General features: G+C 36.2%; 25 protein-coding genes. 9 read left to right on the top strand and 16 right to left on the bottom strand.

The features are described 5' to 3' along the window. Window positions 1-30 precede the first annotated feature (30 nt). From ACNFU2_RS02415 to ACNFU2_RS02395, 5 genes are all read left to right on the top strand, one after another. Entirely contained in the window at window positions 31-759 is a 729-nt protein-coding gene (locus ACNFU2_RS02415; RefSeq protein ID WP_306612047.1) for a DUF72 domain-containing protein, read from the top strand. A gap of 126 nt (window positions 760-885) precedes the next feature. Beyond that, entirely contained in the window at window positions 886-1,752 is an 867-nt protein-coding gene (locus ACNFU2_RS02410; protein WP_273647838.1) for a polysaccharide deacetylase family protein, read from the top strand. 112 nt (window positions 1,753-1,864) lie between these two features. After that, window positions 1,865-2,524: a YggS family pyridoxal phosphate-dependent enzyme gene (locus tag ACNFU2_RS02405; protein WP_418123549.1), complete on the top strand. Its 660-nt coding sequence runs from the start codon at window positions 1,865-1,867 to the stop codon at window positions 2,522-2,524. A 56-nt stretch (window positions 2,525-2,580) separates the two neighbouring features. Beyond that, window positions 2,581-3,765: a sigma-54-dependent transcriptional regulator gene (locus ACNFU2_RS02400; RefSeq protein WP_172283238.1), complete on the top strand. Its 1,185-nt coding sequence runs from the start codon at window positions 2,581-2,583 to the stop codon at window positions 3,763-3,765. A 71-nt stretch (window positions 3,766-3,836) separates the two neighbouring features. After that, window positions 3,837-5,204: an MATE family efflux transporter gene (locus ACNFU2_RS02395; protein WP_273647836.1), complete on the top strand. Its 1,368-nt coding sequence runs from the start codon at window positions 3,837-3,839 to the stop codon at window positions 5,202-5,204. Between the two features lie 27 nt (window positions 5,205-5,231). Here the strand turns inward: ACNFU2_RS02395 and ACNFU2_RS02390 are convergent, their stop codons facing one another. Continuing rightward, a complete protein-coding gene (locus tag ACNFU2_RS02390; RefSeq protein ID WP_273647835.1) occupies window positions 5,232-5,801 on the bottom strand; it encodes a Crp/Fnr family transcriptional regulator in 570 nt (189 codons plus the stop codon). Window positions 5,802-5,878: 77 nt separating this feature from the next. Here ACNFU2_RS02390 and ACNFU2_RS02385 point away from each other — a divergent pair, with 77 nt between their 5' ends. After that, a complete protein-coding gene (locus ACNFU2_RS02385; RefSeq protein WP_273647834.1) occupies window positions 5,879-6,568 on the top strand; it encodes an HAD family hydrolase in 690 nt (229 codons plus the stop codon). A 47-nt stretch (window positions 6,569-6,615) separates the two neighbouring features. On the opposite strand, the gene ACNFU2_RS02380 is transcribed toward ACNFU2_RS02385, so the two are convergent. The 6 genes from ACNFU2_RS02380 to ACNFU2_RS02355 all read right to left on the bottom strand — a co-directional run bounded on the left by ACNFU2_RS02380 (window position 6,616) and on the right by ACNFU2_RS02355 (window position 13,234). Beyond that, window positions 6,616-7,152, bottom strand: coding sequence for a hypothetical protein (locus ACNFU2_RS02380; RefSeq protein WP_172283245.1), 537 nt, complete (start codon window positions 7,150-7,152; stop codon window positions 6,616-6,618). A gap of 86 nt (window positions 7,153-7,238) precedes the next feature. Continuing rightward, entirely contained in the window at window positions 7,239-9,641 is a 2,403-nt protein-coding gene (locus ACNFU2_RS02375; RefSeq protein WP_172283247.1) for an alpha/beta hydrolase family protein, read from the bottom strand. Between the two features lie 215 nt (window positions 9,642-9,856). Next, complete coding sequence (locus ACNFU2_RS02370; RefSeq protein ID WP_273647833.1) at window positions 9,857-10,285, bottom strand: DoxX family protein; 429 nt, start codon at window positions 10,283-10,285, stop codon at window positions 9,857-9,859. A 66-nt stretch (window positions 10,286-10,351) separates the two neighbouring features. Continuing rightward, window positions 10,352-11,227, bottom strand: a complete 876-nt coding sequence (gene era / locus ACNFU2_RS02365) for a GTPase Era (protein ID WP_172283251.1) — start codon at window positions 11,225-11,227, stop codon at window positions 10,352-10,354. A gap of 75 nt (window positions 11,228-11,302) precedes the next feature. Continuing rightward, complete coding sequence (locus tag ACNFU2_RS02360; RefSeq protein ID WP_418123545.1) at window positions 11,303-12,199, bottom strand: carbohydrate kinase family protein; 897 nt, start codon at window positions 12,197-12,199, stop codon at window positions 11,303-11,305. Window positions 12,200-12,232: 33 nt separating this feature from the next. Then, window positions 12,233-13,234: a LacI family DNA-binding transcriptional regulator gene (locus ACNFU2_RS02355; protein WP_418123543.1), complete on the bottom strand. Its 1,002-nt coding sequence runs from the start codon at window positions 13,232-13,234 to the stop codon at window positions 12,233-12,235. A gap of 304 nt (window positions 13,235-13,538) precedes the next feature. Between ACNFU2_RS02355 and ACNFU2_RS02350 the strand changes: the two genes are divergently transcribed. Then, window positions 13,539-14,102: a Crp/Fnr family transcriptional regulator gene (locus ACNFU2_RS02350; RefSeq protein ID WP_273647830.1), complete on the top strand. Its 564-nt coding sequence runs from the start codon at window positions 13,539-13,541 to the stop codon at window positions 14,100-14,102. Window positions 14,103-14,263: 161 nt separating this feature from the next. Then, window positions 14,264-14,590: a DMT family transporter gene (locus ACNFU2_RS02345; RefSeq protein ID WP_273647829.1), complete on the top strand. Its 327-nt coding sequence runs from the start codon at window positions 14,264-14,266 to the stop codon at window positions 14,588-14,590. 58 nt (window positions 14,591-14,648) lie between these two features. Here ACNFU2_RS02345 and ACNFU2_RS02340 read toward each other — a convergent pair whose 3' ends face one another. The 6 genes from ACNFU2_RS02340 to ACNFU2_RS02315 all read right to left on the bottom strand — a co-directional run bounded on the left by ACNFU2_RS02340 (window position 14,649) and on the right by ACNFU2_RS02315 (window position 20,727). After that, the gene (locus ACNFU2_RS02340; protein WP_273647828.1) at window positions 14,649-15,416 is read right to left on the bottom strand and encodes a class I SAM-dependent methyltransferase; all 768 of its coding nucleotides are present in this window, start codon (window positions 15,414-15,416) and stop codon (window positions 14,649-14,651) included. After that, window positions 15,416-16,225, bottom strand: coding sequence for a type I methionyl aminopeptidase (map, locus tag ACNFU2_RS02335; RefSeq protein ID WP_418123540.1), 810 nt, complete (start codon window positions 16,223-16,225; stop codon window positions 15,416-15,418). The genes ACNFU2_RS02340 and map overlap by 1 nt, the downstream gene beginning before the upstream one ends. A gap of 109 nt (window positions 16,226-16,334) precedes the next feature. Continuing rightward, entirely contained in the window at window positions 16,335-16,766 is a 432-nt protein-coding gene (locus tag ACNFU2_RS02330; RefSeq protein WP_172283266.1) for a BT0820 family HAD-type phosphatase, read from the bottom strand. A gap of 91 nt (window positions 16,767-16,857) precedes the next feature. Continuing rightward, window positions 16,858-17,835: an acyl-ACP desaturase gene (locus ACNFU2_RS02325; protein ID WP_273647826.1), complete on the bottom strand. Its 978-nt coding sequence runs from the start codon at window positions 17,833-17,835 to the stop codon at window positions 16,858-16,860. Window positions 17,836-17,990: 155 nt separating this feature from the next. Beyond that, window positions 17,991-19,541, bottom strand: a complete 1,551-nt coding sequence (gene gpmI / locus ACNFU2_RS02320; RefSeq protein ID WP_273647825.1) for a 2,3-bisphosphoglycerate-independent phosphoglycerate mutase — start codon at window positions 19,539-19,541, stop codon at window positions 17,991-17,993. A gap of 244 nt (window positions 19,542-19,785) precedes the next feature. Further along, on the bottom strand, window positions 19,786-20,727 hold the full coding sequence (locus ACNFU2_RS02315) for a DUF2268 domain-containing putative Zn-dependent protease (protein ID WP_418123537.1): 942 nt from the start codon (window positions 20,725-20,727) through the stop codon (window positions 19,786-19,788). Window positions 20,728-20,922: 195 nt separating this feature from the next. Here ACNFU2_RS02315 and ACNFU2_RS02310 point away from each other — a divergent pair, with 195 nt between their 5' ends. Beyond that, a complete protein-coding gene (locus ACNFU2_RS02310; protein WP_172283272.1) occupies window positions 20,923-21,246 on the top strand; it encodes a translation initiation factor in 324 nt (107 codons plus the stop codon). A gap of 1 nt (window position 21,247) precedes the next feature. On the opposite strand, the gene ACNFU2_RS02305 is transcribed toward ACNFU2_RS02310, so the two are convergent. The 3 genes from ACNFU2_RS02305 to ACNFU2_RS02295 all read right to left on the bottom strand — a co-directional run bounded on the left by ACNFU2_RS02305 (window position 21,248) and on the right by ACNFU2_RS02295 (window position 26,504). Next, entirely contained in the window at window positions 21,248-22,147 is a 900-nt protein-coding gene (locus tag ACNFU2_RS02305) for a leucine-rich repeat domain-containing protein (RefSeq protein ID WP_273647823.1), read from the bottom strand. Between the two features lie 56 nt (window positions 22,148-22,203). Then, complete coding sequence (locus ACNFU2_RS02300; protein WP_273647822.1) at window positions 22,204-24,351, bottom strand: alkaline phosphatase PhoX; 2,148 nt, start codon at window positions 24,349-24,351, stop codon at window positions 22,204-22,206. Window positions 24,352-24,650: 299 nt separating this feature from the next. Then, window positions 24,651-26,504 (bottom strand): cytochrome-c peroxidase, encoded by a 1,854-nt coding sequence (locus ACNFU2_RS02295; RefSeq protein WP_273647821.1) that lies wholly within the window; start codon window positions 26,502-26,504, stop codon window positions 24,651-24,653. Window positions 26,505-26,526: the final 22 nt, after the last annotated feature.

Below are 26,526 nucleotides of genomic sequence, written 5' to 3'. Positions count from 1 at the left end.
AGATCAAATCCGGAGGAACTTTATAAAACCATGAAAAAAGAAATGTATCATATCGGTTGCTCAGGATTCTATAATAATGATTGGAAAGGCTCTCTATATCCACAAGATGCATCTGCGAAAAATTTCCTTACGCTCTATTCTCAAGAATTCAATGCTGTGGAAATTAATTCTACCTTTTATAGAAAACCGACTCTGAAAACTCTTGTAAAATGGTTTGATGAAACTCCTGAAGAATTCAGGTTTTTTATTAAAATCCCCAAAACGATTTCCCACGAAAAAAGAATGAAAGATTGTAAGGACGAGATCGAAATCTTTTGCCGTCACATCCATGAGGAATTAAAAAATAAGCTATCCGGATTTTTATATCAGTTTCCCCCTTCTTTCAAAAATACTCCCGAAAACCTTGATTTGGTACTAACACATCCGGACTTTGATTTCATAAATGTAATGGAATTTAGACATATTTCATGGTGGACTGATGAAGTCTTAAAGGCTTTAAAGCAAAAAAACATTATTTTTTCCGGTGTCAGTTTTCCCGGAAACCTTCCGGAAGACTTAATGAGTAATCATCCTGAAATCATTTATTATAGACTTCATGGAAAGCCTATTCTCTACAAATCTGAGTACACTCACGAATTTCTCAATCATTTAACCGAAAAAATAAAAAAATCACAAAAGAAAGCGTTTATATTTTTCAATAACACCTGGGGAACTGCCGCGATAAAAAACGGGCTGTATCTGAAAAAGATATTATCTTGAAAACCCTTTACAATTAATAGATTAAAATATTATTAAAACTTATTTTTTTGTAAAAATTGGCATGCATATTGTTAACATCTATTTGTAAATTTTAACGATAATTAACATTTAATCTCCAATTTTTTTATGAAAAACCTTTTTGCGGAAAAGTCGCGAAACCTGACTTTTCTTGGGATGTTTGCATTGGTGAGTGCAACTTCAGTTTTATTCAACAGCTGTAATGAGAAAAAAGACGCGAAAGATTCTGAAAAGATGATTTCCAAAGACCATCCCGTCGCAAAAATAGTCACCGAATTGGAGGATGACGAAACCCCGACAGACAAAAGAGTTATTTATCTTACTTTTGATGATGGTCCTAATCGCGGGACCGAAAACCTTCTGAAAGTTTTACGCAAAAGAAATGTATGTGCTACTGCATTTATAGTGGGAAAACACAGCTATGACAGCAACAGACAAAAGAATGATATGGAACTGCTGAAAGCAGACCCATTGATTGAACTGGCTAATCACAGCTTTTCGCATGCCCACAACAAATATTCCAGTTTTTATAAAAATCCGGAAGCAGTTGTTCATGATTTTGACAGAGCAAAGGACAGTCTTACACTGCACAATAAAATCGCCAGAACTCCGGGCAGAAATATCTGGAGGCTCAACAACATCAATGTTACGGATATTAAAAGTTCTTCGCTGGCAGCCGATCATTTAAAAAAGGCAGGATATAAAGTAATCGGCTGGGATCTGGAATGGAAGCCCACAAACAGAATGGTCCTTAAAGGAAGTCACGAAGCCATGTTGAAAAAAGTAGACAGCATCTTTTTTAATGACCTTGAAAAAACATCAAGACATTTGGTGTTCCTTACCCATGATCAGTATCTTTCGGATACCGATTCAATTAATGAGCTCGATCTGTTTATTGAAAAACTACAGAAGACCAATCGCTTTGTATTCAGAAAGATTTCCGCTTATCCTAAAATCAATGAAGTTTTAAATTAAAACATGAAACAAGGCTCATTCTGAAATTTCATGGCAAAAAAGTAACTCAGACCTATTTAAAATTTTATAAAATCATTAGCTTTTTGCTATAAGAATTCAGAAATTTGCAATTATGAATATTAAAGAAAATTACAACAATATAAAGGGACAGCTTTCCGAAGGAGTTCAATTGGTAGCCGTTTCAAAAACCCATCCTGTTTCAGCTATTCAGGAGGCTTATGACCTGGGACAGAAAGTTTTCGGTGAAAATAAAGTCCAGGAGCTTATGGAGAAATATCCTCTGCTTCCGAAAGATATTCAATGGCACCTTATCGGGCATCTGCAAACGAATAAGGTAAAATATATTGCTGAATTTATCGACACGATCCAGAGTGTGGATTCTGAAAAAGTATTGCTAGAGATCAATAAAGAAGCAGGAAAACATAACCGAAAAATTAAGGTTCTTCTGCAGGTAAAAATCGCTGCTGAAGACAGTAAATTCGGTCTTGAAATATCGGAAGCCAGAGAGCTCTTCCAAAGATACATCAATGGTGAATTTGCTAATATTCACATTACCGGACTTATGGGGATGGCTACATTCACTGACGATCAGCAACAGGTAAAAAAGGAATTTTTAACCTTAAAAAAAGTTTTTGATGAATTAAATCAATTAAAAAAACTGGATACCTTATCAATGGGAATGAGTGATGATTTCCCTATTGCCATTGAATGCGGGGCAAATTCCGTACGGGTTGGCTCTGCAATTTTCGGGCGAAGAGATTATTCTAAATAAAGTATTTAGGTATAGTTTTTGCTAATAATTCAATCAAAAAATCTAAATTTGCAACTATGCAAAAAATCCTTATAGTAGAAGACGAAAAAGCAATCTCAGGAGTACTGCACAGTATTCTGTCTGATGAACTTACCAATTATGAATTTGTAGTAGCCGAAGATGGTTTAGAGGGTTACAAACACCTGGAAAAAGAAGATTTCGCATTAGTGATTTCCGATATAAAGATGCCAAAACTTTCAGGAACAGAGCTTTTGAAGCAGACTTTGGTGTTAAAACCCGAAACTACTTTTATTATGATCTCAGGGCATGCAGATATTGATTCTGCTGTTTCTTGCTTAAAGGATGGAGCATATGATTTCATTTCTAAGCCTATCGATATCAACAGACTGATCACCAGTGTTAAAAATGCCTTAGCGAAAGAAACCCTGAAAAAGGAAAATAAGACGCTACAGAGTGAAAATAAAACACTTAAAAGAAAAGTCAACAAAAAATACCAAATGATCGGTGAATCTCCTGCATTACAGAAGATTCAGGATATGATCGAAAAAGTAGCTGTTTCTGATGCAAGAGTTCTTATTACCGGGCCTAACGGTGCAGGTAAAGAGCTGGTAGCGCATGCTATTCACAATCAAAGTGAACGGGCAAAGGGACCTATGATCGAAGTAAACTGTGCGGCGATCCCATCAGAACTGATCGAATCCGAACTTTTCGGACACGTAAAGGGTTCTTTTACCGGAGCTATCAAAGATAAGCAGGGAAAATTCGAACAGGCAACAGGAGGTACTATCTTCTTGGATGAAATCGGAGATATGAGCCTTATTGCACAGGCAAAGGTTTTAAGAGCACTTCAGGAAAGCAAAGTTTCTCCTGTAGGAAGCGACAAAGAAATAAAAGTTGATGTAAGGGTTCTTGCTGCCACGAATAAAAATATGCAGAAAGAAATTGAAGAGGGGAAATTCAGAGAAGACCTTTACCACAGGTTATCTGTAATTGAAATCTATGTACCTCCGTTGGATGAAAGAAAAGAAGATATCAAATTATTGGTAGAACATTTCTCAGGAATGATTTCGGATGAACATGGTACAGCCGTGAAAAAATTTGATGATGAAGCGATTGAAGCGCTTAAAGCCCTTTCATGGACTGGAAATATCAGAGAATTAAGAAATGTTGTGGAAAGATTAATTATTCTAGGTGGAAGCACAGTTTCCAAGGAGGATGTTGCAAATTTTGTAAGAAAATAATTTAATTATAAACTAAATAAATTATAAAAAATTTGCAGTAGTAACACTGCAAATTTTTTTTTGTTAAAACTATGAGCTTTTTAAATAAAAACTATACCAAAGAATGCCTTACTTTGGCGCTACCCGTAATGCTAACGCAGGTAGGGCAAGTATCTGTTAACTTATTCGACAATATTATTGTCGGAAAACTATTAGGCGCAGATGCTTTAGCTTCCGTTTCTCTAGGAAATGCCGTATTTTTCTCGACATTTGTACTGGCACTGGGATTCTCTTTTGCGATCCCTCCCCTTGTTTCGGAAGCACATTCAAGACACGACCATGAAAGAATTAATTCCGTATTCAGCCATGGATTTGTGATCAATATGACTGTAGGAATCATTTTAATGGCAGTCCTGTTACTGGGATTACCTCTACTCTATCATTCGGGACAGCCTGCGAAGATCGTTCCTGATACAGTTCATTTTTTGGGAATTATGGCGATCAGTATGATCCCCTTTATGGCGTTTCAGACCTTGAGAGAGGTTTCTGAAGGGCTATCCTACACGATTGGTGTGACCAAAGCAACCATTATTGCAAACGTTATTAATATTGTTTTAAATTACGTTTTTATCAAGGGCCTTTTCGGATTACCTCCGATGGGAGTAAAAGGATCTGCTTTGGCCAGTTTGATCGCCCGGATTTTTATGGTGGTTTTTCTTTACTTCGTTTTGTTAAAAGAAGAAAGAACAAGACGCTATATCAAAGATTTTTCATTAAAGATCCATGTGTTCTCCAGAAGTATGTTCGATAAAATGGTAAAATTAGGACTACCAACAGCTTTGCAAATGTTCTTTGAAGTAACTGCCTTCGCGGGAGCCGCTTTCATCTGTGGATTGATTTCAGCTCACGATATTGCCTCTCACCAGATTGCATTAAGCATGGCCTCGTTTACCTTTAATTTATGTGTAGGATTCAGTGTAGCCTCTACCGTAATGATCGGAAGGAAGATGGGTGAACAAAATTATGTAGAGCTGAGAAAAGTTGGGCTTAATAATTTAAAAATTGCCTTTATCTTTATGTGCATCTGTGGAATTGTATTTATTCTGGGTAGAAATATTCTCCCAACATTCTTCACCAAAAAAGAAGAAGTTGAAGTGATAACACTGGCCTCAAAACTAATGATTATCGCAGCATTATTCCAGTTATCTGATGGAATTCAGGTTACAGCATTGGGGATGCTTAGAGGAATACAGGATGTGAAAATCCCTTCTATTTACACTTTTATAGCATACTGGGTGATTACCGTTCCATTGGGCTACTTATTGTGTGTTACCCTAAATATGGGAGCATTCGGAATGTGGATTGCTTTAGGATTGGGATTAACCATTTCTGCGATCTTCCTGGTCAAACGTTTTTTAAATATGTCTGCAAAGAAAATCAGGCAGAATGCATCCATATAAAAAAAGCGGTCTTGTCAGACCGCTTTTTTACTTATTATTCAGACTTTTCAACGCCCTGTTTAGGCTTCTTATGGTCACTCCTAAATAAGCAGCCATATCTTCTTTTGAAATTTCAATCTCCTGTTTGGACTGTAGCTTCAGAAGCTTTGCCAGATTATGTTCAGTGGTGTACAGCTGCTGGTAAGACGCCCTTGTCGATGTATTTACAATACGTTCAGCAAATACATCCAGCAAAAGGTTATTCAACGTAAGGTCATTTTTAATCACCGATCTCAAATAAGGGATGGAAATAGCGTATACAGAAACATTGGTCATAGCTTCGATGGAGCAAAGGCAATTAATATTTTTAATAAACTCTATTTCACCTATAATTTCACCTTTTCCCAGAAACTCCATAATATATTCCTTTTCATTTTCCTCTACAAAATAGCATTTTGTAATTCCTTCACGAATAAGCATTACTTTCGACGCCGCTTCGTTCTGGGTAAATATTTTCTGCCCCTTTGAAAATGATTTTATAACAATATCTTCTTTACGCTCCTGATTTACGTATAGCTGCTCTAAATACTTTAAAAATGCTTCGTTCGTTCGTAACATATAGGGTCCGGGACAAATGTCCTTTTCTGATGTATTTTTTATTCTGATTTTTGCCTTCAGAAATGTACAAAAGTAAAATGAAAAATCATATAACAACAATAGCATTTGATGCAGACGATACGCTCTGGATAAACGAGCCGTATTTTCAGGAAACGGAAAAGGAATTTTGTGCTTTACTGGAAGACTACCTTCCACACCACTCCGTTTCCCAGGAATTATTTAAAACCGAAATGCAGAATCTTCACCTTTACGGTTATGGGGTCAAAGGTTTTATGCTCTCTATGGTGGAAACCATCTGCAGAGTCTCAAGCGGAACAGCTTCACTCCAACTGGTCAATAAAGCAATTGAATTGGGGCATAATTTACTTCAGCAGCCTATAGAACTTCTTGAAGGTGTAACAGAGACTTTAGAACAACTAAAAGGAAAATACAGGTTGGTTATGGCTACAAAAGGAGACTTGCTTGATCAGGAACGTAAGCTTAAAAAATCCGGGCTCGAAAAATATTTTCATCACATAGAAATTATGAGTGATAAGAAAAATAGTGATTATCAAAAGCTATTGAAGCATCTGGATTGCAAACCTGAACATTTTCTTATGTTGGGAAATTCCATAAAATCAGATATTTTACCTGTTCTTGAGATAGAAGGCTATGCAGCTCATATCCCTTTCCATATCACCTGGGCTCACGAGCAACATGAACATCAGCTGAAACATGAAAGATTTATTGAACTTGATGATATCAGTGGGGTTTTGAAATATTTGTAATGATCAATTGATTTTATCCTTCCTGAATAAGTGGACAACGAATATAATTATATGATAATTCCCCCATATGCTAAATAGGTAAGTTTTGAACCTTTAATAAATTCTTCAAAGCTTGTCTTTTCATCAGCATTCATATTTTGAAGTTCAAAATAGTATTCCGAAGGATTAGCTCTTCCTTGCAGCATATATTCAAATGAATTTTTATGCCCAACCCTATTTTTGGGAATTATCCAAAACTTAAATCTTTTTGTCTGCGGATTCGGATTCAACAATACAAGTTCATTATTACTAAATATTTGAACTGCATTCTCATTGTCTAATTCTAATGGACTAAATAATTTATGTCCAAAAATTAAGGTAATTCTATTTCCTAAATCTCCTGAAAAGCCATCATCTTTTATAACATCAATTATTATTCTATCCTTTTCAACCTTTACATCAGAGTTTAAATAATTTTGTTTTATGTATTCCTTTTCAAAATGCCTTTTTGCTGAAAAATATTTTCCAGTTTCAAGACTATCAGTTTGTGCAAAAATTTTTCCAATAAAAATGAATAAAAGTAATGCTAACAATATTTTTTTCATAAGTGCTACTTCTTACTTTTTAACTTAATATGTAAATTTCAGCTAAAAATAACAAAAAACTCGTCCCTTTGGACGAGTTTTTCAATTTATTTCTTGAGACATTTCTCCAGGAACTGATCTTGTTCCCATAGCAAATGAAGAATATTTTCTTTTGCGACATATCCGTGGGCTTCTTTAGGTAAAAGAACCATCTTTACGGGAGCACCCAGATTTTTCAGTGCCTGGAAATATCTTTCCGTCTGTAAAGTGAATGTTCCCGGATTATTATCCGCATCACCATGGATCAGCAATAATGGTGTTTTCATTTTATCAGCATTCATAAATGGTGACATTGTGTTATAAATTTCAGGTACATCCCAGTAGTTTCTTTGCTCACTCTGGAAGCCAAACGGCGTTAATGTCCTGTTATAAGCTCCGCTTCTGGCAATTCCACACGCAAACAATTTAGAATGGGTTAAAAGGTTAGCGGTCATAAAAGCCCCATAGGAATGCCCTCCTACGGCTACTTTTTTCTTATCGATATAGCCTAACTGATCTACAGCATTAATTGCTGCTTCTGCATTTGCTACCAATTGCGGAATAAAAGTATCATTAGGTTCTGTTTTTCCTTCCCCTATGATCGGGAATGCAGCATCGTCCAGAACAGCATATCCTTTTGTGGTCCAGTATACAAAAGAACCGTAATAAGGGAAGGTAAAGTCGTTAGGATTCTGAGTATTCTGCCCTGCCGTATTTTTATCTTTATATTCTGTAGGATAAGCCCAGATCAGCAAGGGAAGTTTTTCTTTTTTTGCTTTTCTGTCATAGTTTGCCGGAAGATAAAGAGTTCCCGTTAGCGTTACACCATCATTTCTTTTGTAAGTAATCACTTCCTTATACACATCTTTGATGCTTTCGAAAGGATTGGCAAAAGTAGTTACAGCTTCTGCTTTATTAGATTTGATGTTTTTCCTGAAATAATTAGGATACTGGCTCGCAGACTGCTGGATAGTCAGTACCTCACCTTTTGCGGGATTAAGGATATCTATAATATCTTCCTTAGCATTTTTTAAGTTTGAAGTGTAAAGTCTTTTCTTTTTTAATGTTTTCACATCCATTTCATCGATAAAAGGATGCTGTCCGTCCTTTGTAAATCCTGCTCCGATGAGATAAGCTTTTCCCCCTTTCATATCAATTACAGTTCTTCCGAATTCATTTTTTGTGGTATTGAAATTTCCGGGATCGCTGTAAACATCCTGATAGTTTCTGTCATCAATTACTTTTGACTCCCCGTTGTTCAGGTCTACTAAAAATGACTTAGTATTTCTTGTATCATACCAATCTTCAGAAACGATAGCATAATGATCATTGGTCCAGCTCGTTCCTTCATATCTCTGCTTCGTTTTAAAGAACGATTTTGCCGCATTGTTAAACGGTGCTTCCCAGGTGAAGATTTCATCTCTGTATTCAGCAGTTCTAGCCTGATCACCTCCATCCAGCGCTTCTGCGTAAACAAGTGTTGCCGGGGCATCGCTTCTCCAGCCCATATCTCTTTTACCTGTTCTTACTGAGGCAAAACCTTTAGGCATAATCTCATTTAAAGGGACTTCATTTACGACTTTCACCATGCTTCCTTTAGCATCATATACAGTTGTTGTCATGGGAAATCTGTTCAAAGGAACGATATACGAGAAAGGCTTTTTGATTGTTGTAACCATCAGGTAATTCCCATCCGGTGAAAAGCTCAGACCTGCATACATGTCCTGATCTTTCACTTTTTTTACGTTGCCGGAAAGATCTACGTTATAAATATCTGAAGCGGTAAGAATTTCAAAGTTTTTTTCATCCTGAGGATTTTTAAGAAGATCCTGATACGTTCTGTTTTGGGATACTTTTCCATCCGCAGTAGATACAATAGGTCCTGTTGGCAGATCCTTGCTTGAATCTATCAATGCAGGTCTGTTTTGCGGAAGCACTTTTATCAGTAAATTCTGAGAATCTTTATACCACGTATAAGGACTACCCAGGTTGGCGTTGAGATTATCATTGGTAACTTTCTTAGCCGTTGCCGTTTCAAGGTCCACGATCCAAAGCTCTACTCCTTTTGCTGTTGTATTAGTAAAGGCAAACTTTTTTTCATCGGGAGAAAAAGAAGTATTGGTTATTTTAGGATTGGAAGGCAATCCTTTTACCTGAACCTCACTTTTATCATTGATTTTTCTAACCTTAAGGTTATTGGAGTAAGTTGCTGAACTAGAAATATTCGTCACAGGATTGATTCTGAGACCACCTAATTTCATTTCCTGCTGACTAAGATCTTCTAGGGTTTTATAGGTAGGACGGTAAGTGAAAACTACCCAATCCTTTTTACTGTTCATTAAAACACTTGGAGGTCTTTCGTAGTCTGCAAGTTTAAGAATTTCAGCAGACGGCTTTTGATAAGTAACATTTTCCTGCGCTTCATAAAAATTAAGGAACGCAAGAAGGCAAACGGTTAGTTTTATCTTCATTATATACATTTTTTACGAATTTAGTAAATTTTGTTATTATAAAGGGTAAACAACAATCATTTAGCCTGTCCTGCAACTTGTAAAATCCGATAATTACCTAATAATTTTTACAACGTAATCGAGATTATACGGTGAAGATACATCGTGAATTTTATCTTTTATAAAACAAAAAGAGGGCATACAAGTATGCCCTCTTTATTTATATCGGTATGCATCTACCAATCGGATGCCCTTTTTCGTTTTTCTATCATGTAATCCACCGAGATCTTTCCGGCTCCATAAGCGATTAAAAGAAGATAAACAGAGAGGTAAATAAAAGCCAGCTCTCTTTTCTCAAATGGATCGGATCCATGAACTACAAATCCCGCAATAATCATTGTAAAGATAAGGAAACCCAGAGCTACTCTGGTAAATAATCCTAAAATAAGGAGTATTGAGCATACAAACTCTGCTATAATGGTAAGAATTAAAGAGATCTGCGGACCAAGTCCTAAGAAATCATAAAAATCTATCTTGCCGCCTTCCAATAACATCTGGAGTTTGGGATATCCGTGTGAAAGCATGGCAAATCCAATAAAAACTCTCACAATTAACAGTATAATATCTCTAAATATGGGATTAGAATTTGAGTTACTATAATTCATGTATGAAAAATTTAGTTTAAAGATAGTAAAATCTTTCTATACAACGATGATTATTGATGTTTTAGTTTATCTGTACCCAAAATTCTTTAGATCCCTGTCGTTTTTTCTCCAGTCTTTTTTCACTTTTACGAACAGGTTCAGGTGAATTTTTTTATCGAAAAATTTCTCTAGATCCACTCTCGCTTCCGTACCCACTTTTTTTATTGCTTCCCCTTTGTGGCCAATGATAATCCCTTTTTGGGTATCTCTTTCCACATAGATAATAGAGTCTATAAAAATGATTCCTTCCTTTTCTTTAAATTGTTCGGTAACCACTTCTACGGAATAAGGAATCTCCTTTTCATAATTCAAAAGGATTTTTTCACGGATTGCCTCATTAACAAAAAAACGTTCCGGCTTATCTGTATACTGGTCCTTATCATAATAAGGCGGGTTTTCCGGAAGCATCGATTTTAGCTTTGGAAGGATAACGTCCGTGTTAAAGGCATTTAATGCAGAAATCGGTAAAATTTCGGCCTTAGGAATTCTGTTATGCCATTCTTCTACAAGCTTTTCAAGACCTTCCTGGTTGGTCTGGTCTACCTTATTTAATAAAAGTAAAACCGGAACCGGAATTTTATTCAGTTTTTCAATGAGAAATTCCGAAGGTTCCGCTTTATCTGTAACATCTACAATGAATAAAAATACATCGGCATCCTGTAAAGAGTCCTTTACAAAATCCATCATCTTCTCCTGAAGACCATATTTAGGATCCAACACCCCGGGAGTATCGGAAAATACTATCTGTAAATCCTCTTCATTATAAATTCCAAAAATACGGTGACGTGTTGTCTGTGCCTTCTGCGTTACAATCGCAAGCTTCTCTCCCATCAACTGGTTAAGGAGCGTTGATTTTCCTGCATTAGGTTTTCCAACTATATTTACAAATCCTGATTTGTGCATAAAAAATTATATTACGGACTGCAAAGTTAGTAAAAGAAAACTGGTCTTTAGGATAAATTTTAAAGATTTAAGTCTTTAATGCTGGTCCCTGAACTTTTGAAATTCTTCATATTCATACTCCGGACATGCCCCTTCTTTTGACGTAATGAATGCTCCTAATGCAACAGCTTCTTTCATAATGATTTCCGGAGCTTCCTGCTGTATTCTTTTGGATATAAATCCCGCCAGAAAAGAATCTCCGCTTCCTACAGTGTCTGCAATGGTGATCGGAACAGCCGTGCAGGTATAGCTTTCTGTCCCTTTAAAATACCTGGCACCTTTGCTTCCTTTGGTAAGAACTATTTCCTTAATCTTAAAATGATCCTGAATTAAAGCAGCACTCTGATCTTCATCAATATATTCTTCATTAAGAAAATCGATGATCTGTCTCATTTCTGCTTTGTTCATCTTTACAATATCAGCTTGATGAAGCAAATCTTTAATAAGCTGTACCTCTATGAAAGGAGGTCTGAAATTGACATCCAATATTTTAAGTTCTGCATGTTCCAAAAGCTTAAAAAGAGTTTCTCTTGTTTTTTTATTCCGTGCGGATAAACTTCCGAAAATAAATGCCTGGGCATGAGATACCAACTCAGTAAGCTCCGGAAGGTTTTCTATATAATCCCAGGCTACTTCATTAATAATTTCATAGCTGGCTTCATTATCCTCATCAATAGTAGCTACAACGGTACTCGTTGGTTTATCAGCATCGACCTGAATATAGTCCGTTGTCATTCCCCAGTTTTTGATCTGACTGACCAGCTGGTTACCAAGATCATCGTTCCCTATTCTGCTGAGTACCTTCGCATCAATTCCCGTTTTAGAAACATGATAAGCTACATTAAAAGGTGCTCCTCCAGCTCTGGATCCTTGTGGAAATATATCCCAAAGAACTTCTCCGAAACATACTACATACTGATTATTTTTTTTCATTAGGTTAAACGTTTAATATATAGGTTAAATTTTTTATTTGACTGATTTTTTTATAATTAATTCTGCTTCACAAACTACTGTTTCTCCCTTTTCAGAGAAATTTTTTGTTTGTTCATCGAGGAGTTTTACAGCTTGTCTGGCCATTTCTTCCAACGGCTGTCTTATATAGGTAATTTCTGTAGGAAATAAATTGTAGGCATCGGTTTCATCAAAAGCAATGACAGAAACATCTTCAGGAACCCTGATATTATTTTTGACAAGATAATGCAATCCTGCATTTCCTATTTTATTGTTTAAAAAATATAATCCTGTTTTTCCTGCACCTATTTTAAGATGTTCATCTAATCCTGCATGAACTTTTGAGGTAACATTTACCATTTCTACCAGCACTTTCTTTGATGCAATACCGTGTTCCTTGATTTTTCTCTCAAACCCTCGCTGTCTGTCAAGCAAATGCGGAAGATGGGTATTATATCCCACATAGATCAATTCATCAAATTTATGCTCCATCAGATAGTTGAAAACCTGCCCGGAAATTTCAAAATTATTGAGCGTTACTGCAGGAAGCTCAACATTTTCGAGATAATAATCAATAGACACAATAGGATATTCGTCCTTTAGCAGTTTTTTAATGATATCATCAGAGCCTGCTACAGGACTTACAAGCATTCCGTCCACCTGTTGCTGAGAAAAAAGCTCCGTAAGCTTTTTAAACTTATCAGGGTTTTCATCAGAACTTCCGATAAGTATGGTATACCCCAGCTTCATGGCTTCATTTTCTATACAACGCGCAATATTGGAATAAAAATCATTTGAAATATCCGGAACAATAAGACCTATTAACTTGCTTTTGCTCATTTTTAAGCTTCTGGCAATCTTATTGGGTGTATAATTGATTTCTTCTGCAATATCCAGAATTTTATTCCTGGTTACCTCACTGATTCTGCTTCCCTCCTTTTTGTTGATCACATAAGAAACAGTTGCAACGGAAACTCCGGCAATTCTTGCAATGTCTTTTATGGAAGCTCTCTTCATTTTGTTTATTTGGCGTACAAAAATATTTTATATTTACTAAAAATGAAATAAAAACAGAATTTATTTTATATCAAATTACAGATGCCCATAATTTCTTGAAAAACCACAAATTTATCTTATATATAACTATAGATCAGAAATATACAAATCTTATTTTCATTATTTCTCAGCTGTTTAATCCTAATTGACCAGAATAGTATTTTGCGATTTACTCATTTTAAAGATCGCAAATGTAAAAATTAACCATAACATCTTCATTAAATCAGTAAAAACAAATAATTTTGACTGATTAGAATTTGCCTTCATGACTATAGACGAAATCATCGATAATTTACTGATTCTTCCTGAATCTTCACGGGAAAAGCTTAAAGCTCATATTACTGAAGCAGCTTACCCCAAAGGATTTTGCCTTATGGAAGCAGATAAGATCATTCCTTATGTTTATTTTATTAAAAAGGGAATTGTTCGTGCCTATGCCTCCACCCAGGATAATGATATTACTTTCTGGTTTGGCAGTGAAGGAGAAACGATCGTCTCCATGAAAAGTTATGTAGAGAATAAACCGGGTTATGAAAGTATAGAGCTGCTGGAAGAATGTGAGTTGTACCGGTTAGAAACAGAATATCTCCGAAAACTTTTCAATGAAGACATCTATATTGCCAATTGGGGCCGTAAGTTTGCGGAAAGAGAGCTTGTAAAAACAGAAGAGTTAATTATATCCAGACAGTTCAAAACTTCTACCGAACGCTACAAAGACCTGATGCGTGACAAACCCAATCTTTTGAGAAGGGTTCAGTTGGGACACATTGCTTCTTATCTCGGAATTACTCAGGTAAGTCTGAGCAGAATCCGTGCTGAAATCAAGTAACACTGTATAAAATCAGCATTTTAAAGTACGACATATCATAAAAATTTTGACCTACTAAAACTATCTTAGATCACAAAAAACTTTGGAGCTTCATTTTTTAACATTTGTAAAATTATTTTCCCCTTTAAATACAGAACTTTGCATCAGAAAAAAATAAAAAAATGAACTGGATTATTTTAATTATTGCAGGGTTGTTTGAAGTAGCTTTTGCTTCCTGTCTTGGAAAGGCAAAAGAAACATCAGGATCAGAAATGTATTATTGGTTTGCCGGTTTTTTGGTTACCATGACCATTAGTATGCTTCTTTTAATCAAGGCAACGCAAACTTTACCTATCGGAACTGCATATGCTGTATGGACGGGGATTGGTGCAGTAGGCACTGCTTTAATGGGAATGCTCTTTTTTAAGGATCCTGTAACGTTCTGGAGGATATTCTTCTTGTCAACGCTGATTGGTTCCATCATCGGATTGAAAGCAGCATCTCACTAATTAAAGCTGTATCTTTAACCAAATAAAAATGTCTACATTATGGTGTAGACATTTTTATTTATTTTTTGAAAACAACAGGTAAGATCTCATTGTATCTTAATCCGTATTTTTTAATTTCTTCTTCGGTAAACTTTTGTGAATAGAAATTGATATCAACATCAAATCCGGCCTTTTTCAACCTGTCGAAATAATCCATTCCATACCAACGTACATGATCATACTGCCCGAAATGTTTCTGCCGCTCTTTAGGATCCTTTATGGTAAAGTCCTCATAGGTTTTTTCCAGTGAATTCTTCATGGGTACCTGGAAAATACCCCATCCTCCAGGTCTCATTACCCTGTATAATTCACTGATTGCTTTTGCATCATCTTCAATATGCTCTAATACATGGTTGCAGAAAACAATATCGAAGCTGTCATCAGCGAAAGGAAGGTTCAGGATATCTGCTTTCACATCTACAATAGGAGAATATAAATCAGCAGAAATATAATCCAGGTTACGCATCCTTTTGAACTTTCTCAAAAATTCCTGCTCTGGAGCGATGTGCAAAACTTTATAGTTCTTAATAAAAAAATCGGTTTCATTCTGAAGGTATAACCACATCTGACGATGTCTTTCCAAACTTAATGTTCCTGGAGATAAAGCATTTTCCCTTTGTTTTCCATAGCCATACGGAAGAAACTTACGGTATGACTTTCCATCAATAGGATCGAAAAATTCATCTCCCTTAAAAAACTGGTAGATAAGCGGCCTTGCCCAGATGCTCATCGTAATAAGCGCAGGACGCGGAATAGTATTCAGTAAAAGCTTGGTTACTTTTTTCATTAGAAATCCATTTGAAAAGGCTTCTCCTCATCACTTTGAATACCTAATGCTTCATATACGTATTGGAAAGTAGATAGCAATACAGGTTTCCCGTTGATCACAGCCACATCATGCTCAAAATGTGCTGATGGCTGATTGTCCAGGGTAGTTACCGTCCATCCGTCATTATGGAATTTTACTTTTTCAGTTCCCAGATTAACCATAGGCTCAATAGCAATGGCAAGACCATCCTTGATCACTTTTCCACTTCCCTGTCTGCCGTAATTCGGAACCTGAGGATCTTCATGCATCTTTCTTCCTAATCCATGTCCTACAAGCTCTCTTACTACTCCATATCCTTCTTTTTCACAATGAGCCTGAATTGCATGAGAAATATCTCCAATCCTTTTCCCACGGATGCATTGTTCAATTCCTTTATAAAGGGATTCTTTGGTAACCTGTAATAGTTTTTTAACCTCAGGCTTCACTTCCCCTATCTCGAAGGTATATGCGTGATCTCCCACAAAGCCATTTAAAACAGCCCCGCAATCTACAGAAAGAACATCTCCTTCTTTAATAATGTCATTATTGGGAAAGCCGTGAACTACCTGTTCATTCGGAGAAATGCACAGCGAATTGGGGAATCCCCCGTATCCTAAGAATGCCGGTTCTCCTCCATGATCTTTAATGAAATCATGGGCTAATTTATCTAAATACAAAGTCGTAATTCCCGGTTTGATTTCTTTCGCTAACATTCCTAATGTTTTGGAAACCAATTGAGCACTTTGTTTCATAAGACGAAGCTCGTCTATTGTTTTTAATTGAATCATTTTTATACGATGTTAGATAGTAGATTTTAGAAGTTAGATTAATGATTTAATCTTAATAAAAGACATGCAAAAATCTAATTTCTAATGTCTCCTTCTCATATCTATTAATTTACCAGAAAAGGCCTTTTTTCTTTTCTTTCTTAAGTTTGGAGTATGCTAAAACTTCTTTACCTTCCACACGGAATTCTATCCTTTCGTGGATAATATTATAGATTTCTCCCCATCCCGGAAAACCACCTAAATTTCTGTCATCAATAAACCAGTCTGCATCTATTTTTCGGGATTGTGTTTCAGGGTCGAAAACTTCTCCTTCAAAACTACCGTTTACAGAATAAAATTCTATTCCGTTTTTCTTGCAGAATTCTACTGCCTCATCTAATGTTTTTCCGTGTCTGTATGTCCAAAGAATTAACCTGTAACCCTCGGATTGAAGTTTTCTTAAAGTTTCAAATGCAAAGATCTTCGCTTTTCCGATCCCCGGATAAGCATCGTCAACGATGGTTCCGTCGAAGTCTACAGCAATTTTTTTATTATTTAACATTTTCTGCGTTTTTAGCTGTGCAAAGATAAGAAATAAAAAGAGTGCCAAAAACACTTGGCACTCTTACTTTTATTTTTTAAGTATTCCATACCTAACTTTTCACCCAACTGAACTGGAATTGTAAGTCAGGAGTAGAAACTCTATCTGTAATTTTCTGTAATCTCGCCGGAAGCTTCATAAGGTATTCCTGTGCTTTTTCAGCCTTTTCAGTAAGACCTTTGATGTGTTCTATTTTCCACTCGTCAAGCAGATCTCTCATGATATTGATATAATCCTGACCGGTATACACCATACATCTTTGTGCGGCATCTGAGAAATGTCCCCATAACTCACCTGCTTTCTGTCCTGACTGTCTCATTAAGTGAGCCGGCATAACAATTTTCTTACGCATCATATCTTCAAATGCCAGAATCATTTCCGACGGATCCAGCTCAAGGATCTTTGCAACGAAATGTTTATATGCTTTAGCGTGTCTTGCTTCATCTGCAGCAATCACTCCACACATTTTTGCCAATTTCCCGTTTCCGGATTGTTTAGCTAAAGTACCTACCCTTCTATGCGAAATATTAGTTGCTGTTTCCTGGAAGCTTGTATATACAAAGTTTCTGTAAGGATCCATACTTGTTCCAAGATCAAAACCGTCACTGATCAGGTACTGAGTCGTAATCTCTACTTCTCTCATGTTAACCCTGCCGCATAAATAAAGATATTTATTCAGCAAATCACCATGCCTGTTTTCTTCACCTGTCCATGATCTTACCCAATTGGCCCAGCCTACTTTTTCTTCCTGATCAATACCTTCTACACCCATTAACCAAGATTCATAGGATGGTAGAGCCTCTTCTGTAATACAGTCACCGATAAGGGTTACAAAAAGGTCATAAGGCATTTCACGAGCGAAGGTCTGAATTTCTTCTAAATCATATTTGAAATTTTCACTTGACGGATCCGGAAGGTAATCTGAGGGTTGCCATATTTTTTCAATTGGCGTCAAAAACTTTTCCAGAAAAGAACTTACTTCCTTTTCTAGAATACTCATCACTTCCTTCCTTACCAGCGTTTGATACATTTCAGTTATTTAGATTTATTATAATTAATATACAAAGATAGGATTTATTTATTATTTAGAGCATAATAACTTATGTCTCTCATAATATGTATGACATATATCATAAAAAATGCCATTATTAATGTAACGGCATTTTTTATTTTTTATTGGTAATCTTAGTTTACTAAAACATCTCCTGTCATACTTTCCGGAATGTCTATTCCCATTATTTTTAAAATAGTCGGAGCTACATCGCCCAGTTTTCCGGATTTCCCCGGTTTTAAATTCCAGGTACGGTCCTTATCCATTATAATAAGCGGTACCAGATTCGTGGAATGCTGTGTATTTGGTGTCCCATCAGGATTGATCATGACATCTGAGTTCCCGTGATCTGCAAGGATAAAGACGGCATAACCATGTTCATAAGCTGTAGTAGCCACTTTCTCAATGCACTTATCTACCGTTTCAGCAGCTTTTACAGCAGCTTCAAATACTCCGGTATGTCCTACCATATCCGTATTCGCAAAGTTCAGGCAAACAAAATCCGCAGTTTCATTTTCCAGTTCCGGAACAATAGCATTGGTAATATCATAGGCAGACATTTCAGGCTTAAGATCATAAGTAGGAACATCTTTAGGGCTTGGGCAAAGCAATCTTTTTTCCCCTACAAATTCTTTCTCTCTACCACCGGAAAAGAAAAAAGTAACGTGAGGATATTTTTCTGTTTCTGCAATGCGGATCTGCGTTTTACCGTTTTTTTCGATGATTTCCCCCATCGTTTCCTGTAAAACTTCTTCATCAAAAACTACCTTTACATTATTAAAGGTCTTGTCATAATTGGTAAGGGTAACATAATACAGATTCAGCTTACGCATAAAGAATTCCGGAAAATCTTTCTGAGACAGAACTTCTGTGATCTCTCTTCCCCGGTCGGTACGGAAATTAAAGCAAATAACCACATCATTATCCACAATTTTAGCTACAGGAACCACATTACCTGTTTCCGTAGTATTCATAAGGATAATCGGCTTTAAAAACTCATCGGTAACATTATTATCATATGACTGCTTGATTGCTGCCAATGCATCAGTTGTCTGAAGTCCTACGCCTTCTGTTAACGCATCATAAGCTAATTTCACTCTTTCCCATCTCTTATCCCTGTCCATGGCGTAATATCTTCCGACAATAGTTGCCAGTTTTCCGGTCGTAGCAAGCATATGTTCATCAAGTTCTTTGATGAATCCCAATCCTGAATGCGGATCGCAGTCTCTACCGTCTGTAAAAGCGTGGACAAAAACATTTTCATTCAGTCCGAAATTTTTAGCCGCCGTTAAAAGACCTTTTAAGTGATTGATATGGGAATGTACTCCTCCATTGGAAACCAATCCGATAAAATGTACTTTTTTATTTTCCCTTTTAGCATATTCGAAAGCTTCCTGAATAACTTTTTCCTCCCCGAGGGTACCATTTTCTACAGCCATATTCAGTTTTACAAGATTCTGGTAAACCACTCTTCCTGCTCCAAGATTCATGTGTCCCACTTCTGAATTCCCCATCTGTCCTGCAGGAAGACCTACTGCAGTACCGCTCGCTTCAAGTGTGGTGTGTGGAAATTTATGAAAACAACTATCTATAAATGGTGTATTGGCTTTATCAAGTGCTGAAACTTCAGGATTTTTTCCCAGTCCCCATCCGTCAAGTATGGCCAGTATTGCTTTTTTCGACATTTTTTGTAACTTTTAATATACAAATTTACCTATTTTCCAATGAAACTGATCCTTTTAAAGACTTAAATTTTTATTAAAGCTTTTATTTATTTCTCTTTAAACAATGGATTTTTTTACAGTAACGGATTTTGAAATTCAATAAGATTCTCATTAATAATAATGGTGGCTGCTCAATCTCTATTCCTATGAACAGCATTATACTTGTATGAACTCTCACCAATTCAAATATTCAAACGTTTACAGTTTACGCTTTAAAAAAGTCTTCAAACTTTTTGTGGTCTTTCTTTGTGTATTCTTTGATGTATTGATCTAAAAAACCGCTTTCTTTCAAAAATAACAAGGGATCTTTGATATTCAATATATCATGGATTGCTTTATGCTTATCTGTTTGTTTATTAAAATAGGCTTCTGAAATTTTATATCCCATCCAATATCCTAAATCATTAGGACGGTCATCTTTTTTACTGGTTTCATAAAGCCAGTCCGTAGCACTGTTTCCCTTTAATAAAGCGACAAACTCCTTTTTTAAAGGATCAGCATGTGCTTCACCATATTGAAATGCTTTTACATTAATATTTTCACCAGATATCAATTCGCTGACAAAATCCGCTCCTCCCTCAAGCAAGGTATATTTTAGCAGCATGTCATTTCCCATAATATTTTGTTGAAAATGAATCAATTCATGAGCAATAAGCCCCGTAACGCCATCCAGATTTTTAAGCATTTCAGTGCCAATTATAATACCATCATTAGAAGTCGTTCCTCCGGAATTAAATCTTCCATAGACAAAATATACGGGTGGAAATTTAGCTTCGGGATACCAATATTTTAAAGCGCTGTAAATTGCCCTTGCCCTTGTCCTTTTTTCTTTTTGATTGATCCCACTCAGTACATTCCGGCTTTTTAAATAATCTTCCCTCTTCTTTTTTACTTTTGAATATAAAGAATCGGCATTGATGATCCTGAATTCCATAAAACCTTTTACTCCGGGAGATCCGTCTTTTACATAATCTGCAAAAGGATTTTTCTTTGATGTTTCTATCTGATCAAAAGCTTTCCAGAATTTATCAGTATCTCTTGTTTCAAAGACAGCATCCAGAGGATTTGTGGAAAAATTTATCTGAGCATTTACCCCTGCAAAAATTAAAGTGAATGCTATAAGAATGGTCCTTGTTTTTATTTTCATGATCTCATTTTAGTTGAGTGTATTTTATGAATTCCAAAAATATGAAAATCGCCTTTGTATTTAATGTGGAATACAAAAGTTTTTTGCTTTAAATCAATAGGCATTCACGGCATATACTATTGGAATGAATACTTTTTGCTTATGATTATGAAAAATCTGCGGCGAGGTATTAATTATTATTTTTAATTTTGCTTTATGGATTTACGAGATCAACTAAAGAACCTTTTTCCTGACCATGAAGAGCAGGATTTTGAAATGCCTGAAGAAAAATTCAAGCAGAAAGAACCCCTGATATGCAAGTTTGAAAAAAAAGGAAGAAATGGAAAACCCGTTACAGTGATTGAAGGCTGGGAAGGAAGTGAAGAAGATTTGAAAAAAATCTCCAAAAAGATCAAAACCACTTTAGGGATCGGAGGATCGGAAAAAGATGGGATGATCATTATTCAGGGGGATAACCGAGATAAGATTATGGAGATTCTTAAAGATATGGGCTATAAAACGAAAAGGGTTGGCGGATAGCTTAGAAATAGATCTGAGTATCAGGTAGCAATTTCTTATATTTTTCAATGGTAGCCTTATCCATAGGATTCCCCGTTAATATCAATGTTTTAAGATTTTTCAGCTGAGAAATATCCTTAGGCAGGTCTTTTAAGTTATTGTTTGCAAAGTTCATACTTACCACATTTTTCAATCCTTTTATTTTTGCCGGAATTTCCTGAATATTATTCTGGCTCACGTTAAGGAACTCCAGATTTTTTGATTGAAAAAGGGATTCAGGTAGTTTGGAAATAGCATTTTGCTGTAATTCCAGATACTTCAGATTCTTGGGAAATTCAAGATTGCCAAGATCATTGATCTGGTTCGCTGCCAGATTCAGGTATTTTAAATTTTTAATTTGATTCAGACGTTCGGAAATAAAGCTGATCTGATTATCCTGGAGATTAATTTCCTCCAATGCCGGAATTTCCGTTAAGGCTTCCGGGAAAACATTCAGATTATTAGCATCGAGATGAATTACTTTCAATTGCTGTAACCTGGCAATATTAGGATTAACAGAGGTCAGGCTGTTCAGATTCATTGAAAGGGTTTTCAATTGAGTAAGCTCTCCTACTTCATCCGGAATAAACTTGATGCTGTTTTCATTGACATTCAGTATCTCCAGATTCTTCAAAGCAAATAGTTGAGGATCCATCTTTTCCAGATTATTTCCCATGATATTAAGAAAGAACAGGGAAGTAAATTTTCTTATATCAGAAGGAAGATTAAATAAACCTTTACCTCTGAAACTCATACTGTATACCGGCTTTTCACTTTTTAAAGCATCTTCGATAGTCGTGTAGGTAGGATATTTTACCGGATCAATCTGTGCATAGCTGTAGTTCAGTGCGAACAGAATAATCAATAAGGAAAGTTTTTTCATAGATAGATAAAAGCTGCCGATAACAGAATTACCGGCAGCAACTGAATATTAATACATTACTTCTTTATTACTTTTACTGTTTTCTGGAATCCTTCTGCCTCGATATTTACGATCAAAACACGGGAAGCTTCAAGTTGGGATGTAAAGTCTAAATCCAACGCAGTATGAGAGCCTGTAAATTTCTTTGTGAATACAATTTTACCATCCATGCTGTAGGCTGTTACAGAAATATCTTTCAAGCCTTTAGAAGAATTGATCTTCACAATTCCTGACGTCGGGTTTGGAGCTACACTAACTGTACTTTCCGTTTTAGCGTCAATTGTTCCCAAAGTACCGTTTTGTCCTAAATTATTTTTAAGAGCGACAACAATGGTGGCCGATTTTCCTCTGTAGTCAATTGTATTTCCAGTGGCATCCACATCTGTAGAGATTGTCGCATCCGGATGCTGAATCGAAAAGAATCCGAATTTATGATCTGGAGTAAAGGTAAGTCCTGTAGGCTCAGAACCTGCCGGCATAGAAGCAAAAAGTCTCACTTTAGGATTCGCCTGAGTGTGATCCGGAGCTACTACCCAAATATAATTTTTTCCTCCATCCTGTAACACCCAAAGGTTCCCAAGTTCATCAAAAGTAAGATTGTCATTCCCATCTCCCCATGCTTCTGATTTGATCCCTTGTGCCGTATTGAAAGAATATACAGTAGAAAGCCCTCCGACAAACGTTTCTACTTGAGAAGCGGTAGTTCCGTTATCCTGTAAGCGATATACTTTATTTAAACCTTTTGCAGTAAAATAAATCTTCCCATCCAATGGGCTGATATCCACATCTTCTATTCCGTTGAATTTTGTACCTCCTAATGAAAAAGCCAGGTTATTTGTATTATTCTGGTCTGCTTTTGTCTTATTAGGTACCTGGATCCATGTTGCTGTATTTACTACCGGATCTCCTGTACTGCTTAATCCCTGATCCAGTTTCAGTACATAAAGATTACCTGATGAAAGGTTGTTGGGTGTATCCATTACATATTTATAAACCAGATGGGTTCCTCCATCCTCACCATAATAAGCTGTCGTTCCTGCATTATTGATCACTACATTTTCGTGATTCATTATACCCATCTGCCATAATTTCCCTTTAGAACCGTCCGCATTCTGTGAAATTACCTGAGCCGTTGCAGGATCAATTTCTACCAACCAACCATAATCTTTATATCCGTCAGCATTGGTATCACTTGAGGTTACAGATTCTTCAGCTGTAACCACAGTTCCCCAAGGAGTAATACCTCCTGAACAGTTTCTGATCGTCTGTACAAGGCTTGGTGTAGAGAAATCCACAGCTCTGGATTTTGTCAGCTGCCAAAGCTTCGTTGAAGCATTATAATTGATTTCAGCCATCGTAACTCCACCTGGATTTGTTTCATGGTTTACTGAAAGATAACCATCGGTTGAGCTGGAGTTTTTAGCGACATAAGCGGTAAAATCATTCTGTCCACCTACTAATCCACCTCCTTGTGTATAGGCATCCCCTTCTTTTAAAATAAGCTGATATTTATGCTCGGCAGGGATGATCAGTTTATTGGTTTGTGAAGTAGGAACAATAGAAGTGAAACAACTGATGTGAGCCGCATTACAACCAACAGGGTTCGTTGTTCCGCTTACCGTTTTTAAATAAGCATCAATTCTCAGGTCTGAGCTTTGTCCGCTTCTGTTGTGCAGTTCAATGGATATCCTGTTGTTTCCGTTAACAAATTTTGATTTTGGAATCGAGAAAACATTATATACATTCTCTGCAGCACCGTCAATTGTGGTCACAGAAGGTGTATTAAAAGCGATAGTTCCGGTAGGCATATTGTCCCTTACTACTTCCTGTCCGTTAAGGTATACAACAATACCGTCATCTCTCATCACTCCTAACTCCATAGTATCGGAAAGATCAGCAAGATTAACACTAAAATCTTTTGCAAAATAAGCTGCAGTAAGACCTGAATTAATAGTGGTAGTTACAGGATCACCATATCCTAACGGACCGTTTCCTGTAGACCAGGAAGAAACATCAAAATTGGTATCTTTCCACTGGGTAACCTGCGCCTGGTTGTTGTCGATATACCTCCATGAGGAATTTTTATTGAAAACAAAGGTCTGTGCCTGAAGGGCAGAACCTGATACGAGTGCAAGAGCTGCAACTGTTAGTAGTTTTTTCTTCATAATAATTTCGATTTATTAGATGTTGCAAAACTATTTTTTTATCACCAGCCCTCTATTAATAGAGTTTTAAATAAAGTATCAGCAATGTTACAAAATTAAAAACCCAATGTTAAGTGAATTAAGTTTGTGTTAAATATGATGCAGGATTTGAAATTCGTGGTTATGTGATAATTACCATATAAGTGGAATATTGAACTTAATACGATTACTTTTTAAGTATAGCACGATCATTTCGAGTTTCGAAATTCATTTATTAAATCAAAATAAGCCTTAGCCCGCTCATTATAAACACTTCCCTGTTATCTTTTGCTTACATCCGTCAGAGCGTTTAGAAATGCAATGATCTGCTTCATTTCAGTTTCGGTAAGATTAAGTTTATCCGCTGGTAAAGTCTGGTTATTTATTTTTAACCCCAGACCTTCGCCTCCTCCTTCATTATAAAAATCCAGCACTTCTTCCAGAGTATTAAATGCTCCATTATGAAAATAAGGCTTTGTAAGCGCAATATTTCTTACTGTCATGGTTTTAAAAGAATTTTCATAGATCCAGGAATTTTCTTTTTTCACCGGGCTTTTCACTCTTCCCAAATCAGAATCCAGTTCTAAAGGCAGTTTACTGATCGGCGCTTTTGTAACCCCTAACACTTCCGATTCATTCTCATTATAGAAGGGAGGAACCAATCCTGAGAAATGAGGGGCAAAATGACAGGTTGCACAATTGGCTTTTCCCATGAATAAATTGAATCCTTTTTTAGCATCATCTGAGATTTCTTTCTCATTTCTCATAAAGCGATCAAAATCACTTTCAAAAGAATAAAGGGAAGCTACATATGAACTCAATGCTTTGGAGAAATTCTCTTTACTGATCTTCCCATCTTTAAATGCTGCACGGAATGCTCTTTTATATTCCGGTTTTTCCTTTAATTTTTTTATAATACTTTCATAGCTCGTATTGAATTCCTGTTCATTGTAGATAACATGCTCTGCCTGTTGCTCGATATAAAAAGCACGCATATCGTAAAAAAATCTTTTAGCAAATACCGCGTTGTACAAAGAAGGAGAATTCCGCAACACGGTTTTTCCTTCAACGTTACTTGGCGACTTTCCTTTAAGGTCTGTGAAAGCATTTTCCGGCAAATGGCATGTAGCGCAGCTCATTTTCCCATTTCCACTTACACTTTGGTCATAGAATATTTCTTTGCCCAGTTTCTTAAGCTCAGGATTATCTTCAGAAGCCTTTAAAAGAGTATAAAAATAGGGATCCAGAAAATCGCTGCTGAAAAAGTTTTTGTTCTGAACATTCCATCCCGAAAACGCCTTGAGGTCATCCGTTCTTCCGTCCCAGTTTCCAAATTCTTCATAAAGAGGCTGGATGTATTTTTTATAAAATTCAATGCGGTCAAATGTTTCAAAATTTTTATTAACTGCCAGGTATCCGGTTGCATCAGAAAGAATGGTATTTGCTTTCTGAATATTATAATTCCTGAAATAAGGATCATCATTAATGTATTTTTTTATTCCCAAAAGCGCATACGCTGCCTCTTCAGAAATATTTAAAGAACCGGGTGTATCAAAGCCTGTAACTCCCAAGCTATAAATCCTTATTAACTCAATGCGGAGCGGTAATGTTTTATTGACACCTTTGCTCAATCCGTTTTTTACCGAGCTTAAATAAAAGTTAGAATAACTATTGTACAAAAAATCAGTAATGGATTTTATTTTCTCTTTCTGTTCAGCTGCCTCTTCCGAGTAAATCAGTTCATCCAAAACCTGTAATCCTTCCGGGGGCAAAGTATAGGCGGACGTTCCGGCTGCCTCAATATGAAATAACGGAGCAGCATTAAGATGGGTTTTTGTGAATTCAGGGTAATGATAGGCAATATAGAATTCTATTTCCTTAAAAGAGTTTCGGGTAGTACTCAATGATTTCTGCAGATCTTCAAGAGATATTTTGTCATCCCCAAACAGGTAAACATCTCTTTTCAACTGTTCAAGCTTATTTTTAAAGTCGGTTAACCCGTTATTGATAAAAGTATTTTCATTTTTCGTCCCTTTATCTGTAGGATTAAATGACATGATTGCAAAACCGAAAGTTAAAATAATAAGCAGTAAAGAGTATTTCATGAAATTTTTAGCGGCAAATGTAATCATCATACATTATCTCAGTTTTAAATCT

The sequence above is a fragment of the Chryseobacterium sp. PTM-20240506 genome (genome assembly GCF_048296755.1).
In the GTDB taxonomy this organism is placed as follows: Bacteria; Bacteroidota; Bacteroidia; order Flavobacteriales; family Weeksellaceae; genus Chryseobacterium; species Chryseobacterium proteolyticum.
The sequence above is the reverse complement of the archived record's forward strand: the minus strand, read 5'-3'. Positions and strand labels throughout refer to the sequence as shown.